At 69.4% G+C, this 14,272-nt stretch carries 14 protein-coding genes; 4 read left to right on the forward strand and 10 right to left on the reverse strand.

The window, feature by feature from the left end; genetic code table 11:
- The first annotated feature begins 4 nt into the window (after positions 1–4).
- The gene (locus E3D03_RS16210) at positions 5–1,534 is read left to right on the forward strand and encodes a TRAP transporter large permease subunit (protein WP_263567807.1); all 1,530 of its coding nucleotides are present in this window, start codon (positions 5–7) and stop codon (positions 1,532–1,534) included.
- Here E3D03_RS16210 and E3D03_RS16215 read toward each other — a convergent pair.
- From E3D03_RS16215 to hisA, 4 genes are read right to left on the reverse strand one after another with little or no spacing between them, the layout of a single operon-like run.
- The gene (locus E3D03_RS16215) at positions 1,531–2,031 is read right to left on the reverse strand and encodes an MgtC/SapB family protein (RefSeq protein WP_263567808.1); all 501 of its coding nucleotides are present in this window, start codon (positions 2,029–2,031) and stop codon (positions 1,531–1,533) included. The two genes, E3D03_RS16210 and E3D03_RS16215, sit on opposite strands and share 4 nt — an antisense overlap.
- Positions 2,032–2,038: 7 nt before the next feature.
- Positions 2,039–2,353 carry a phosphoribosyl-ATP diphosphatase gene (locus E3D03_RS16220; protein WP_062563286.1) on the reverse strand — a complete coding sequence of 105 codons (315 nt, stop codon included), beginning with the start codon at positions 2,351–2,353 and terminating at the stop codon, positions 2,039–2,041.
- Complete coding sequence (hisF, locus tag E3D03_RS16225; protein ID WP_263567809.1) at positions 2,350–3,111, reverse strand: imidazole glycerol phosphate synthase subunit HisF; 762 nt, start codon at positions 3,109–3,111, stop codon at positions 2,350–2,352. Before hisF ends, E3D03_RS16220 begins: the two co-directional genes overlap by 4 nt.
- A 9-nt stretch (positions 3,112–3,120) precedes the next feature.
- The gene (hisA, locus tag E3D03_RS16230; RefSeq protein ID WP_263567810.1) at positions 3,121–3,837 is read right to left on the reverse strand and encodes a 1-(5-phosphoribosyl)-5-[(5-phosphoribosylamino)methylideneamino]imidazole-4-carboxamide isomerase; all 717 of its coding nucleotides are present in this window, start codon (positions 3,835–3,837) and stop codon (positions 3,121–3,123) included.
- Between the two features lie 171 nt (positions 3,838–4,008).
- Here hisA and E3D03_RS16235 point away from each other — a divergent pair, with 171 nt between their 5' ends.
- Positions 4,009–4,398 (forward strand): DUF2147 domain-containing protein, encoded by a 390-nt coding sequence (locus E3D03_RS16235; RefSeq protein WP_263567811.1) that lies wholly within the window; start codon positions 4,009–4,011, stop codon positions 4,396–4,398.
- Positions 4,399–4,408: 10 nt separating this feature from the next.
- On the opposite strand, the gene E3D03_RS16240 is transcribed toward E3D03_RS16235, so the two are convergent.
- The 4 genes from E3D03_RS16240 to E3D03_RS16255 all read right to left on the reverse strand — a co-directional run bounded on the left by E3D03_RS16240 (position 4,409) and on the right by E3D03_RS16255 (position 9,046).
- The gene (locus E3D03_RS16240) at positions 4,409–5,305 is read right to left on the reverse strand and encodes a bestrophin family protein (protein ID WP_263567812.1); all 897 of its coding nucleotides are present in this window, start codon (positions 5,303–5,305) and stop codon (positions 4,409–4,411) included.
- 7 nt (positions 5,306–5,312) lie between these two features.
- Positions 5,313–6,110, reverse strand: a complete 798-nt coding sequence (locus tag E3D03_RS16245; protein WP_263567813.1) for a family 1 encapsulin nanocompartment shell protein — start codon at positions 6,108–6,110, stop codon at positions 5,313–5,315.
- Position 6,111: 1 nt separating this feature from the next.
- Positions 6,112–7,149 (reverse strand): Dyp-type peroxidase, encoded by a 1,038-nt coding sequence (locus E3D03_RS16250; protein WP_263567814.1) that lies wholly within the window; start codon positions 7,147–7,149, stop codon positions 6,112–6,114.
- A 235-nt stretch (positions 7,150–7,384) separates the two neighbouring features.
- Complete coding sequence (locus E3D03_RS16255) at positions 7,385–9,046, reverse strand: OFA family MFS transporter (protein ID WP_263567815.1); 1,662 nt, start codon at positions 9,044–9,046, stop codon at positions 7,385–7,387.
- Positions 9,047–9,363: 317 nt separating this feature from the next.
- Between E3D03_RS16255 and E3D03_RS16260 the strand changes: the two genes are divergently transcribed.
- Positions 9,364–10,734 carry a sigma-54-dependent transcriptional regulator gene (locus E3D03_RS16260; RefSeq protein ID WP_263567816.1) on the forward strand — a complete coding sequence of 457 codons (1,371 nt, stop codon included), beginning with the start codon at positions 9,364–9,366 and terminating at the stop codon, positions 10,732–10,734.
- A complete protein-coding gene (locus E3D03_RS16265) occupies positions 10,727–12,697 on the forward strand; it encodes an ATP-binding protein (RefSeq protein WP_263567817.1) in 1,971 nt (656 codons plus the stop codon). The genes E3D03_RS16260 and E3D03_RS16265 overlap by 8 nt, the downstream gene beginning before the upstream one ends.
- A 7-nt stretch (positions 12,698–12,704) precedes the next feature.
- On the opposite strand, the gene E3D03_RS16270 is transcribed toward E3D03_RS16265, so the two are convergent.
- Complete coding sequence (locus E3D03_RS16270) at positions 12,705–13,772, reverse strand: sigma-54 dependent transcriptional regulator (protein ID WP_318013752.1); 1,068 nt, start codon at positions 13,770–13,772, stop codon at positions 12,705–12,707.
- Positions 13,769–14,239, reverse strand: a complete 471-nt coding sequence (locus E3D03_RS21335; RefSeq protein WP_318013753.1) for a response regulator — start codon at positions 14,237–14,239, stop codon at positions 13,769–13,771. Before E3D03_RS21335 ends, E3D03_RS16270 begins: the two co-directional genes overlap by 4 nt.
- Positions 14,240–14,272: the final 33 nt, after the last annotated feature.

A 14,272-nucleotide genomic window follows, 5' to 3' on the forward strand; every position in this document is an offset into this window, starting at 1 on the left:
GAGCATGTTCGATTATGGCTTCCTGCCGCCGGCGATGTTCCTGTGCATGATCTGCTTCATGCTCTACGGCTTTCCGGTGGCCTTCACGCTGGGCGCGGTCGGGCTGCTGTTCGGCGCCATCGGCATCGCGACCGAGCATTTCCACCCCTCGTTCCTGTCGGCGCTGCCGCATCGCTTCTTCGGCATCATCTCGAACGACCTGTTGCTGGCGATCCCGTTCTTCACCTTCATGGGCGCGGTGCTGGAGCGATCCGGGCTGGCCGAGGACCTGCTGGAGGGCACCGGCAAGCTGTTCGGCGGCGTGCCGGGCGGCCTTGCCTATGCGGTGATCGTGGTGGGCGCGGTCCTGGGCGCCATCACCGGCACGGTCGCGGCCTCGGTCATCACCATGGGGGTGATCTCGCTGCCGGTGATGCTGCGCTATGGCTACAACCCGCGGCTGGCGACCGGGGTCATCGCCGCCTCGGGCACCATCACGCAGCTCATTCCGCCCTCGCTGGTGCTGGTGGTGCTGGCCGACCAGCTCGGCCGCTCGGTCGGCGACATGTATCTGGGCGCCATGGGGCCCTCGGCCGCGCAGGTGCTGATCTTTCTGCTGTTCATCCTGGTGCTGTCGATCCTGAAGCCGCAGGACATGCCGCCGCTGCCCAAGGAGGTGCGGAGCGAGCTGGACCTGAAGCTGGTGCTGAAGGTGCTGATGGGCATCGTGCCCTCGATCCTCTTGATCTTCCTGGTGCTGGGCACGATCTTCGTCGGCCTGGCCACGCCGACCGAGGCCGGCGCGCTCGGCGTCGTCGGCGCCTTCGTGCTGGCGCTGCTGCATGGCCGGATGAGCCTGACCATCCTGCGCGAGGCGGTCAATGCCACCGCCGACCTGACGGTGATGGTGGTGTTCATCCTGATCGGCTCGACCGTGTTCAGCCTGGTGTTCCAGGGCATGGACGGGGGGTTGTGGATCGAGCACATGCTCTCGGGCCTGCCGGGCGGGCCGATCGGCTTCCTGATCTTCGTCAACGTCTTCATCTTCTTCCTGGCCTTCTTCCTCGACTTCTTCGAGATCGCCTTCATCGTCGTGCCGATGCTGGTGCCGGTGGCGCAAACGCTCGGCATCGACCTGGTGTGGTTCGGGGTGCTGCTCTGCATCAACATGCAGACCTCGTTCATGCACCCGCCCTTCGGCTTCGCGCTGTTCTACCTGCGCTCGATCGCCAGCCGCGACGTCAGGACCACCGACATCTACATGGGGGCGATCCCGTGGCTGGTCATGCAGCTGATGCTGGTGGTGATCGTGATCTTCTGGCCCGGGCTGGTGACGGGGATGCTGGACAAGGGGCCGGCGGTGGACCTGGACAGCATCAGGATCGAGCTTCCGGCCGGGGGCCTGGGCGACCTGGGCCAGCCCGGCGGCTTGGGCGCCCCGGCCGGCCTGGGCGAAGCCCCGGGCCCAGGTGCGCCGGCCGGGCTGGGCCAGCCGCAGATTGCGCCGCAGGTTTCGCCGCAGCCGGCGCCGGTCGGCCAGCCGCAGTTCGACTAGCGCGGCTTGTTCCCGTCCTTGTCCTTGGGCGGGCTCGGCACCATCTGCCGGATCAGGTAGAGCACGACCAGCGCCAGCCCGGTCACCAGCATCGCCAGCCGCAGGTCGCCCATGCCGCAGCTGAGCCCGATGGCGCCGCAGAGCCACATCGAGGCGCCGGTGGTGATGCCCTTGACCGAGCCCCGGTTGATGACGATGGACCCGGCGGCCAGGAAGGCGACGCCCGCCGTCACCGCCTCGATCAGCCGCAGCGGATCGGTGCGCTGCTGGTCGGAATGCGCGGCACCGAACTCGGCCAGTTCGACCGCGACCAGCGTGAAGCAGGCCGCGGCCAGCGCGATCAGCATATGGGTGCGCAGCCCGGCGGCGCGGGCATGGGCCTCGCGTTCCCAGCCGATGCAGCCGCCAAGGCCAAGCGCCATCAGAAGACGCAGCACCATGACCGGAAATGGCAGGCTTGACGGTCGCAGGAATTCCTCGGCCAGCAAGTCCAGCATTTGCGTGTCACTTTCTTGACGCTTTTTCCTCGATCCCCGAACGCCCCTCGCGGCGATCCAGTTCATTTTCGACCTCGGCCAACGTGACATTGCGCGCGGCCAGCATCACCAGCAGGTGGTAAAGCGTGTCGGCGGCCTCCGAGATCAGCTTGTCGCGGTCGCCCTTGACCGCCTCGATGATGGCCTCGACCGCCTCCTCGCCGAATTTCTCGGCGCATTTCTCGGGGCCCTTGGCCAGCAGCTTCGCCGTCCAGCTGGTGTCGGGATCGGCGAACTTGCGCTCCTCGATGGTCTCGGCCAGGCGCTGCAATCCGCCGCTCATGCCAACCTCACGGGGATGCCGGCGGCGGCCAGGTGTTCCTTGGCCTCGCGCACCGAGAAGGTGCCGAAGTGGAAGATCGAGGCCGCCAGCACGGCGCTGGCATGGCCTTCCAGCACGCCCTCGGCCAGGTGCTCCAGCGCGCCGACGCCGCCCGAGGCGATGACCGGCACGTTCACCGCATCGGCGACGGCCCGGGTCAGCGGGATGTTGAAGCCGGATTTCGTGCCGTCGCGGTCCATGCTGGTCAGCAGGATCTCGCCCGCGCCCTTGGCGGCGACGGTCATGGCGAACTCGACCGCGTCGATGCCGGTGGGCTTCCTGCCGCCATGGGTGAAGATTTCCCATTTGCCCGGCGCCACGGTCTTGGCGTCGATGGCGCAGACGATGCACTGGCTGCCGAACCGGTCGGCGGCCTCGGCGATCACGTCGGGGTTCGCCACGGCGGCCGAGTTGAAGCTGACCTTGTCGGCGCCGGCCAGCAGCAGGGCGCGCACGTCCTGGTGGCTGCGCACGCCGCCGCCCACGGTCAGCGGCACGAAACAGGCTTCCGCCGTGCGCGTGACCAGGTCGAACATGGTGCCGCGGTTTTCATGCGTGGCGTGGATGTCGAGGAAACAGATCTCGTCCGCGCCGGCGGCGTCATAGGCGCGCGCCGCCTCGACCGGATCGCCGGCATCGCGAAGGTCGACAAAATTCACCCCCTTGACCACGCGGCCATCGGCCACGTCCAGGCAAGGGATCACCCGGGTCTTCAGCATGCCGCCCCCTTACGCCAGCGCCCGCAGCGCCTCGGCCAGATCGATGGCGCCATCGTAGAGCGCCCGGCCCGAGATCGCACCCGCAATCACGCCGGTCGCGCGCAGCGCGTCCAGATCGGCCATCGAGCTGACCCCGCCCGAGGCGATGACCGGGATGTTCACCGCCCGCGCCAGGGCCTCGGTCGCGGCGATGTTCGGGCCTTGCATGGCGCCGTCGCGGTCGATGTCGGTATAGATGATCGCGGCGACGCCGGCGTCCTCGAACCGCTGGGCAAGGTCGGTCGCCGTCACATCGGTCTCCTCGGCCCAGCCGCGCGTCGCGACGCGGCCCTTGCGGGCGTCGATGCCGACGGCGATCTTGCCCGGAAAGGCCATGGCCGCCTCGCGCACCAGGGCCGGGTTCTCGACCGCGACGGTGCCCAGGATGACGCGCGACAGCCCGCGCTCGATCCAGGCCTCGATGGTCGCCATGTCGCGGATGCCGCCGCCCAGCTGCGCCGGAACCGAGATGGCGGCCAGGATCGCCTCGACCGCCGCCGCGTTTACCGGCTTGCCGGCGAAGGCGCCGTTCAGGTCCACCAGATGCAGCCATTCCGCGCCGGCATCCTGGAAGGCCCGGGCCTGCGCCGCCGGATCGGCGCCGAAGACCGTGGCCGCCTCCATGTCGCCGCGCAGCAGGCGCACGCAATTGCCGTCCTTGAGGTCGATGGCGGGATAGAGGATCATCGCATCTCTCCTGTTGGGTCGCGGCCCCTTTGCCACAGGACGCGGCAAACCGAAAGGGCCCGGCCGGATTCGGCGGAAGATCATCGCCGACCTCACGTCATTCTTGATCGGGCCGGGCGGCGCCGGTCATGCTGGCCCACGGCAACCATGCCCCGGGGAGGGGGAATCATCATGAGGACACTGGCAATCGCCGCCGCGCTGGCCCTGGCCGCAGGCGCGGCCCAGGCCGAGGGCATCGACGGCATCTTCCAGACCCAAGCCAATGACCAAGGCAATATCGGCATGGTGCAGTTCTATGACTGCGGCGGCAAATATTGCGGCAAGCTAGTGAAAAGCTTCGACAAGTCCGGCAAGGAAATCGCCTCGCCCCATACCGGCAAGAACATCGTCGCCGGCATGAGCGACGACGGCGGCGGCAAGTTCTCGGGCGGCACGATCTGGGATCCGGGCGCCGACAAGACCTACAAGTCCACGATGCAACTCGACGGCAAAACCCTGAACGTCAAGGGGTGTATCGTCGCGCCATTGTGTAAGTCCCACCGTTGGACGCGGGTGAAATAGCCGCGCGGCCCTACATGAGCTGGTGCCGGTCCGGCGCCAGCGGCTCGGGCCAGGGGCTGGCGCCGATCGCCTCCATCATCTCGCGCTGGACGGTCTGAGCGAGGGTGTCGAGGGGCAGGGCATAGGGGGTCTGGCCGAACGGATCCTCGAGCTGGTGGCCGAGCGCGTCGAGGCCGAAGAAGGTATAGGCCACCAGCAGCACCGGCAGCAGCGTCCAGATGCCCAGCGACCCCGCCAGCGCGAAGGGCAGCAGCAGGCAGAACACCAGCGCCGTGCGGTGCAGCAGCAGCGAATAGGCGAAGGGCACCGGCGTCGTGGCGATGCGCTCGCAGCCGGCCTGGGCCGCCGAAAGCGCATGCAGATAGCCTTCGAGCACCGACCAGCGCATCGGGTCCAGCCCGCCCGGTCCCAGCGCCGCCGCCAGCCGCGCCCCGGCCTCGCGCAGCACCGCGTCGGTCGGGTTGACCCGGCCGGCCAGCGCCAGGTCGGGCTGCCAGCGGGCGATGGCGACGCGCTCGTCCCGGCCGCGCAGCCGCGCCGCCAGCCCGGCGGCAAAGGCGCAAAGCCCGCGCAACAGCGGCTCGCGCAAGCCGGGCGGCAGGCCGGCGCTGGCCCGCGCCAGGCCGCGGCAGCCGGTCAGCACCTGGCCCCAGAGCTGCCGCCCCTCCCACCAGCGGGCGTAGCAGGTGCCGTTGCGAAAGCTCATGAACACCGACAGCGCGATGCCGATCAGGGTGAAGGGAAAGGCGCTGATCGTGGCAAAGATGCCCGGGTGCAGCCCGGCCGCCAGCACCGCCACCAGCGACACCGCCCCGATCGCCGCCAGCCGGCCCAGGATCGAGGGGATGATCGAGCCATGCACCGTGAACAGGATGTCGCGCAGGCTGGGCTGCGAGCGCCGGATCATCGCCGCCTCAGGCCTCCAGCACCACGACCGCCTCGGCGGTCTGCATCTGGAAGGTCAGGCTTTCCTGCAGATACAGCGTCACCGTCTGCGCGTCATGCGACAGATAGCCGATGGCGATGTCCTGGCCCAGCCACAGGTCGAAATCGCCGCCGCGCGTCGTCACCACCGCGCCGCCCTGCAGCGCCTGGCTCCAGGCTACCGGCGCATCCACCAGCTTTTCCAGGTGCTTGAGCACCGGGTAGCCGTCCTCGGCCCCGTAGCTCGCCGCCGTGAAGCCCGCGGTGCCCAGCACCAGCGCATAGGGCCCGTTCACCCCGGCCAGCCGCAGGGCGCTGACCGCGCGCGCCACTGCCTCGGGGTAGTCGGCGACATCCTCGGGCAGGGGCACGGCCGGGTTGCTGGTCTCGGGCAGGATGCCCTTGATGCCGGCCTCGGGATAGCCATGGAACACCAGCCGGTCCTCGGCCAGGGCGAGTTGGCGCGCGGCGTCCTTCAGCGGCTGCCAGTCGCTGTCGTTGGCGCCGCGCGCCACGTCGTCCACGGCGGCGCGGGTCAGGGTGAAGGGCACGCGCAGCTCGACCAGCGGGTTCACCTCGCGCCGGTGGCAGGCGACGCCCTCGGCCAGCGCCGGCGCGGGCTTCAGGTGGCCGGTGCCGACGGCGGACAGCGCGAAGCCCTCGGGCCCGTGCAGGTCGACGACGCGGCGCGCGCCCAGGTAGCGTTTCAGCGTGCGCGCGGCCTCTTCCTCGATCTGCGCCCAGGCGGCGCTGCTGATCGGGGCCAGTTCGCGATAGAGATTGTCCATGTCAGTTCCCCTGTCCAGTCTGGCGTTTCAAGGATCCCAGGCCCAGCGAGCCGTCGGGCGGCGCCGCGGCTGCCGGGGCCGGCGCGGCGGCCTGCGCCACGGGCGCTCCGGCGCCGATTCGCTCCAGCACATCGACGGTCGGCACGAAGAACAGCCCGCCCGTCACCGCCGTCGAGACATCGAGGATGCGGTCGTAGTTCCCCGGCGGCAGGCCGATGAACATGTTCTCCAGCATGGTCTCGATACGGCCCGGCTCGCGGGCGTAGCCGATGAAATAGGTGCCGGCCTCGGCCCGGCCGGGGCTGCCGAAGGGCATGTTGTCGCGCAGGATCTGCAGCTGGTTGCCCTGCGCGTCGTTGATGTTGGTCAGCACGTTATGGGCCGAGCTGGCCTTTTCAGCATCGGGGAATTCGATGTCCGAAAGCTTGTGGCGGCCGATGACACGCTCTTGCGCGGCCACGCCCATCGCTTCCCATTTCGCGAGGTCATGCAGGTATTTCTGCACGATGACATAGCTCGAACCGGCGAAGGCGGGGTCTTCGTCGCCGACCAGCACGGCCTCGGTCCGTGCCGCGCCTTCGGGGTTCTCGGTGCCGTCGACGAAGCCCAGCAGGTCGCGGTTGTCGAAGAACTTGAAGCCTTGGGTCTCGTCCTCGAGCGTGGTGACGGGGCCCAGCCGCAGCATGAGCTGGCGCGCGAGCTCGAAGCAGAAATCGGGCCGCGCGGCGCGGATGTGCAGCAGGATGTCGCCGGGCGTCGCTGGCGCGCGATGCACGCCCGAGAGGGCGCGGAACGGGTGCAGGTCCTGCGGCGTCGCGCCCATCCCGAGGCGCTGCCACAGCGCATGGCCGATCCCCATCACGCAGTTGAGCCCGGCGGCAGGGTTGCGAAAGCCCACCGCGCGCACCAGCCCCGCCAGGTCGGCGCAGAGGCCGCGAAAGGCCTGCAGGGCCGCCTCGCCCTGGTCCAGCGACAGCGTCAGGAAAATCGCATTCGCCGTCAAGGAAGCGTCCGCGGGCTGGCTGGCGATGGGCGGCATCACGAATCTCCTGCTGGCTTGAGGGAAAGGAAAGCCCAAACCGGCGGGCGGGAAAAGGCCCAGCGGGCGGCGACCATGGATGTGGCGCGCCGCGTGCAGGTCAAACTCGGCGATCGAGACCTCCCGTGATCACCACCAAGGTGGCACAAGCTTCTTCATGTTCGAGGCGCTGCTTCGGCAGTTCTTCGGTGCGGCCCGGCCTTCCGGCGCTGCCGCCGGCCGCACCACCCGGCCGTCAGTGAAACAGCGCCGCGGTCTTCTGCGCCGTCATCCAGACGCCCCAGGCCAGCGGGACGCCGACCGCAGCCCAGGCCAGCAGCGCCGGCAGGTCGAAGCGGCCGCGGTCGATGCCGAAAGAGCCGCTCCGCACCTCGGCGGTCTTGTGCTCGCGCGCCTGCAGGGCCGCCAGTTTCTCGGGCTCCATGAACCATTTCTCGTCCAGGGGCCGCACCAGCAGGTTGCAGACCAGCCCCAGCGCCAGGAAGCCGGCCAGGATATACATCGTGTAGTCATAGACCTGCGCCCGCGGCACGCCGGCGGCGATCTGCGCCTCGCGCAGATAGTTCACCACCACCGGCCCGACGATGCCCGCCGTGGCCCAGGCGGTCAGCAGCCGGCCGTGGATGGCGCCGACGAATTGCGTGCCGAACACATCCGCCAGATAGGCCGGCACCGTCGAGAAGCCGCCGCCATACATCGAGATGATGACGCAGATCATCGCCACGAACAGCACCTGGTTGCCGGAATGCGCCACGCTGGGCGCCAGGGTGTAAAGCGCGATGCCCAGGATGAAGAACACGAAATAGGTGTTCTTGCGCCCAAACCGGTCCGAGGCCGAGGCCCAGCCCAGCCGCCCGCCGATGTTGAACAGCGACAGAAGCCCCGCGAAGCCGGCGGCGATGGCGGCGATGGCGGCCTTCTGCCCGGTGTCGAGCCGGGTGAAGTCCAGGTCGGGCCGGCCGATCAGATGGCCGGCGAAGATCTCCTGCAGCATGGGCGAGGCCATGCCGATGACGCCGATCCCGGCCGAGACGTTCAGGCATAGCACCAGCCAGATCAGCCAGAACTGCCGGGTCTTGTGGGCGTCGCGCAGGTGGACGTGGTGCTGGGTGATCATCGCGGCCTGTTTCGTCGAGGTCTTGGGCTGCCAGCCCTCGGGCTTCCAGCCGGCCGGCGGCACGCGATAGGCGAAGGCGCCGGCCAGCATGAAGACCAGATAGATCGCCGCCATGACGAAGAAGGTCTGCCAGACGCCGACCTCATGGGCCGACTGGAAATGGTTCATCAGCCGGTCGGCCAGCGGCGCGCCGATCATCGCGCCGCCGCCGAAGCCCATGATCGCCATGCCGGTCGCCAGTCCGCGCCGGTCGGGGAACCACTTGATCAGCGTCGAGACCGGCGAGATATAGCCCAGCCCCAGCCCGATGCCGCCGATGAAGCCCGAACCGAGCCACATCAGCCAAAGGTGGTGCGTCATCACCCCGATGCCCGAGACGACCATGCCGCCGCACCAGCAGCAGGCCGCGACCACGCCGGCCTTGCGCGGCCCCGCGGTTTCCAGCCAGCCGCCCCAGATCGCGGCCGAGGACCCCAGCAGCACGAAGAACAGCGTATAGATCCAGCCCAGATCGGCGATGCGCCAGTCGCAGCTGGTGGTGAACAGCGCCGAGACCAGGCTCATGCCCTCGCAGTTCACCGGGTCGCTGACGCCGATGGCGCGCGACAGCGGCAGCCAGAACACCGAGAAGCCATAGGCCATGCCGATGCACAGGTGGATCGCCAGCGCGGCGGGCGGCACCAGCCAGCGGTTGAAGCCGGGCTTGGCGATCGTGCGGTCTCGGGACAGCAGGCCGGCGGAAGCGCCGCTCTCTGTCCAGCTTTCCTGAAGATCCGTCATGTGTTGTTCCTCCCTGGGCATGCGACCTGGCGCGCGCGATGCCGCCGGCTCCTCTTCCGGCGTGCGGCTCGCGGTCGCGGATGCGCGTGAAAAGCGATGAGGCCAGATCAGGCTATTGATATCAATTGACAATATGTCCGCCATGCCCGGACAATCTGTCCCCGCATGTGGCACCGGGACGCATCAACGGACAACCTGTCCGCCGCACCCGGACAGCTTGTCCGTTGACCTGCGCCCCGCGCGGGTCCATCCGGCAAGAGCCGGACGCTTGCCAAGCCGGGCGGGGGAATGCGACTGTGTTTTCTTGGGGGGGTGTGATGCAGGCAGAAACCGACCCAAGGCCCGACACGCAAGGCGCGTTCGGCGCGGTGATCGCCCAGGCCGCGATCCTGGTCGTCGAGGACGAGCCGGGCATGCGGAATTTCCTCGAGCGGATCCTGGCCCCGAAATGCCGCGCCATACGCCTGGCCGCCAATACCGCCGAGGCCAGCGCCCTGATCGCCGAGACCGACTTCGACCTGGTCATCCTGGACAACCTGATGGAGGGCCAGCGCGGCGTCGACTGGCTGTCCGAGCAGCGGCGGCTGGGCTTCTTTCCGCCCGCCATCCTGATGACCGCCTTTGCGGACATGGAAACCGCCATCCAGGCGCTGCAGGCCGGGGCCTCGGACTTCCTGCTGAAACCCTTTCGCACCAACCAGCTGCTGAACGGCATCACCCGCTGCCTCGAGGGCGAGAGGCTGCGGCGGGAAAACCTGGTGCTGCGCCAGGAATTGCGCAACAGCCTCGACCAGGACCGGCTGCGCAGCGAGCTGGTCGGCGGCTCTCCGGCCATCGAGGCGGTGCGGCAGGTGATCGCCCGCGTCGCCGCCACGCCCTCTTCGGTGCTGATCACCGGCGCCTCGGGCACCGGCAAGGAGGTGGCGGCGCGGATGATCCACGCGCTGTCGGACCGCGCCGACCATGCCTTCGTGCCGGTCAATTGCGCCGCCATCCCGCAGGACATGCTGGAGACCGAGCTTTTCGGCCATATCCGCGGCGCCTTCCCCGGCGCCCAGCAGAACCGCGAGGGGCTGTTCATGTCCGCGCGCGGCGGCACGCTGTTCCTGGACGAGATCGCCGAGCTTTCCGTCGGGCTGCAGGCCAAGCTCTTGCGCGCCATCGAGGATCGCCGCATCCGGCCGCTGGGGTCCGAGCGCGAGACCCCGGTGGATGTGCGGCTGATCTTTGCCGCCAATACCGATCTCGACAAGGCGGTGGCCGAGGGGCGGCTGCGGGCCGATCTGCTCTATCGCATCAACGTGCTGCATATCGCCATGCCGACGCTGGTCGAACGCGGGCCGGACCTGTTCGACCTGGTGCATCTGTTCATGGCCATCCTGTCCCGGCAGCTTGGCATGCGGCCCGTGCCGATCACCGCCGAGGTGCGGGCGAACCTCGCCACCTACGACTGGCCCGGCAATGTGCGCGAGCTGCGCAATGCCGTCGAGCGCGCGCTGATCCTGGGCCGCTTTCCGCCGCTGGCCGCCCCGTTGGGCCGCCGCGATGGCCAGACCCTGGCCGAGATCGAGCGGCGGGCGATCATGGGCACGCTGGCGGCGCTGGACGGCGACCGCGAGGCGGCGGCGGCGCGGCTGGGCATCTCGCGCAAGACCATCGACCGGCGCCTGGCGGACTGGAATGGCTGAGGCGACCCGCCGCTGGCGTCATTCGGTGCGCTACCGCCTGCTCGCCATCGCGCTTTTGCCGGTGCTGGTGATCCTGCCGGTGTTCCTGGGCATCACCATGCATCAATGGTCGCTCAAGTTCGACCGGCTGCTGACCGCCAAGGTCAACAGCGACCTGACCATCGCCCAGCAATATCTGCAGAACATCCTGGAAACCGCCGGCGAGCGGATCGAGATGCTGGCGCGTTCCGAGGAATTCGCCCATAGCGCCGACCTGCCGGGCTTGCTGGACGTCTATCGGGTGCGGCTGGGGCTCGACTATCTCTACCTGGTCAGCCCGGCCGGCGGCATGGTCGCGGCCAGCCCGCGGGGGGCGCACCCGCTGCATGGGCCGGGCCCGGCCCCGGCGCGGGGGGCGCGCAACCTCATCGAGGTCCTGGACCAAGCCGAGCTTCACGCCATCTCGCCCGGGCTTGCCGCGCGGGCCGAGATCGTCATGGTCGATGCCACCGGCCAGAAGCCGCAGCAGACCGAGACCCGCGGCATGGTCGTCCAATCGATCGTCGCGGCCAGCCAGCCCGGCACCGGCGCGCCGGCGATCATGGTCGGCGGCATCCTGCTGAACCGCAACCTGTCCGTCATCGACCGCATCAACGAGCTGATCTATCGCCCCGACACCCTGCCGCCGGGCGCCCATGCCACGGTCTCGCTGTTTCTGGGCGACATGCGCATTTCGACCAATGTCACGGTGGCGGGCGGGGCGCGGGCGCTGGGGACCCGGGCCTCGGCCATCGTGCGCGACCGGGTGCTGGGCCAGGGCCAGGTCTGGCTGGCCCGGGCGCAGGTGCTGCAGGACCGCTATATCTCGGCCTATGCCCCGGTCAAGGACAGCGCGCGCCAGCGCATCGGCATGATCTATGTCGGCATCCTCGAACGCCCCTTCGCCGAGGCCAAGCGCCGCACGGTGCTGCTGGTCCTGGCCGCCTTCCTGCTGGTGGCGCTGGTCACGGTGCCGGTGTTCCTGCGATGGGCGGGCAGCATCTTCCGCCCGCTCGAGAAGATCGCCGAGACCTTTGCCCGGCTGCGCGGCGGCGACCTTTCCGCCCGCACCGGCGTCACCCGCGGCGCGGACGAGATCGCCGGCCTTGCCATGCTGCTGGACAGGCTGCTGGCGCAGCTGCAGGATCGCGACCGGCAGCTTTGCGCCTGGAACGACGCGCTGAACCTGCGGGTCGAGGAACGCACCGCCGCCCTGCGCCAGGCGGTGCGCGAACTCGAGGCCGCCACGCATCAGCTGGTGCAATCGGAAAAGCTGGCCGCCCTGGGCGAGATCTCGGCCGGGATTGCGCATGAGATCAACAACCCGCTGGCGGTGATCCAGGGCAACCTGGACGTGCTGCGCGAGATCCTGGGCCCGGCCGCCCAGCCGGCGGAAACCGAGCTGCGGCTGATCGACGAACAGATCCACCGCATCTCGCAGATCGTGACGCGGCTTCTGGATTTCGCCCGCATGGACGAGCCGGGCGAGGGCGAGCCCGCAACCGATCCGATGCAGGCGGTCGCGGAATGCGAGCCGCTGGTCCGGCACATGCTGGCGCGCGGCACCGTCGCCATGCGCCACGACCTGCGCTCGACGCAGAGGGTGCGGATCGGCCGGGTCGCGCTGCAGCAGGTGCTGGTGAACCTGATCGCCAACGCCATCCACGCCATGCCCGAGGGCGGCGAGATCCGCATCGCCAGCCGCGACGCGGCTTTCGACGGCGCGCCCGGCGTGACGCTGGAGCTTTCCGACACCGGCACCGGCATCCCGCCCGAGATCCTGGGGCAGATCTTCGAGCCCTTCGTCACCAGCCGCGGCCGCAAGGGCGGCACCGGGCTGGGCCTGTCGATCTGCCGCCGGCTGGTCGAGCGCCAGGGCGGCAGCATCACGGTCGAGAGCGACGCGACCGGCAGCCGCTTCCGCATCTGGCTGCCCGCGGCGTGATCGCCGCTTACAGCCCCCAGCGCGCGCATTTCCGCTCGATGGTCTTGCGGGACACCCCCAGCCAGTCCGCGGCGCGCGAGCGGTTGCCGCCGGCCAGCTGCAGCGCCTGCAGGATGTGCCGGCGCTGCACCGCATCCAGCGGCTCGACGTCCCGGGGCGTGGCCGGCCCCAGGGTCTCCAGCGGAAAGCGGCCGAAGATCAGCGACCGTTCGATGAAGTTGCGCAGCTCGCGGATATTGCCCGGCCAGGGGTGGCGCAGCAGCGCCGCGCGCACCTGGGAATCGATCGGCAAGGGCTCCAGCCCCAGTTCCGCGGCCAGCCCGGCCATGAAGAAGGCGGCCAGGTCGATGGTATCCGTGCCGCGCAGCTTCAACGGCGGCAGCTCGATCTGCAGGACGTTCACCCGGAAGAGCAGGTCCTCGCGAAAGCGGCCGGCCTCGACCTCGGCCGCGAGCGTCTTGCCGGTGGCAAAGACAAAGCGCAGGTCCAGCGCGATCTCGCGCTCCCAGCCGACCGGGCGGATGGTCTGCTTGTCGAGCACCCGCAGCAGCGCCGCCTGCGCCGGCCTGGGCAGTTCGGCGATCTCGTCGAAGAAGACGGTCCCGCCCTCGGCTGACACGAACAGGCCCGCCCGCCCCTGGTCCGCGCCACGGGGCGCATGGCCGAACAGCTCCGCTTCCAGCATGTCGGCGGGGATGGTCGCGCAATTGATCGCGACAAAGGGCCGGTCGGCGCGGCCCGAGAGCGCATGCAGGAAGCGCGCCGCCTCTTCCTTGCCGGTGCCCGAGCCGCCCGAGATCAGCACCGGCGTCGGCAGGCCCGCCACGCGGCGCAGCCTGTCGCGCACCTCCTCGATGGCGGGCGAGCTGCCCAGAAGCTGGCTGCGCTGGCTCAGCCGCGCCCGGTCCAGCTCATGGCGCAGCAGCAGGTTCTCGCGCCGCAGCGAGGCCAGCTCCATGCTGCGCCGCACCGCGTTCAGCACCTGGTTGGCGCGGCATGGCTTGAACAGGAAATCCGCCGCCCCTGCCCGCATCGCCTCGACGGCGGTATCCAGGTCGGGAAAGGCGGTGATCATGATGGCCTCGAACCGCAGCCTTGCTTGCGCTGCTGCATCAGCCAGTCGATGCCGCGCGGGCCGGGCATGCGGTTGTCCAGCAGCACGATGTCGAAGCGCTGCTGTTGCAGCATGGCGCTGGCGATTCCGACATCCGCCGCCTCCAGCACCGCGCGGCAATGGGGCTGCAGCGTCTTGACCAGGAAATTGCGCATGCCCGGTTCGTCGTCGACGACCAGCACGCTTGCCTGGCGCATCAGCGGGTCGGATCTGTCGGCGGCGGGCGCCGTCGCCTGGGCTTCCAATGCAACCTCCCGTTCCGTCCGGTCCCTGCGGACGCCTGCCTTTCGTGATACAGCAAGATGGCCCTCGAAACGAGCAAGACTCGCGGACCCGCATTGGCTGGCCGGTGCCCTGTTTGGGCTCTGCCTTCCCTCGATCATCGGCAGGAGCCGGTCGAGGGGTTTGCTGGCGTCGCCATGGAACATGCGGGGGCGGCCTTGCCGACGGCGACCAGGATG

It is taken from the genome of Paracoccus sp. DMF (genome assembly GCF_004407025.1).
Taxonomy (GTDB): Bacteria; Pseudomonadota; Alphaproteobacteria; order Rhodobacterales; family Rhodobacteraceae; genus Paracoccus; species Paracoccus aminovorans_B.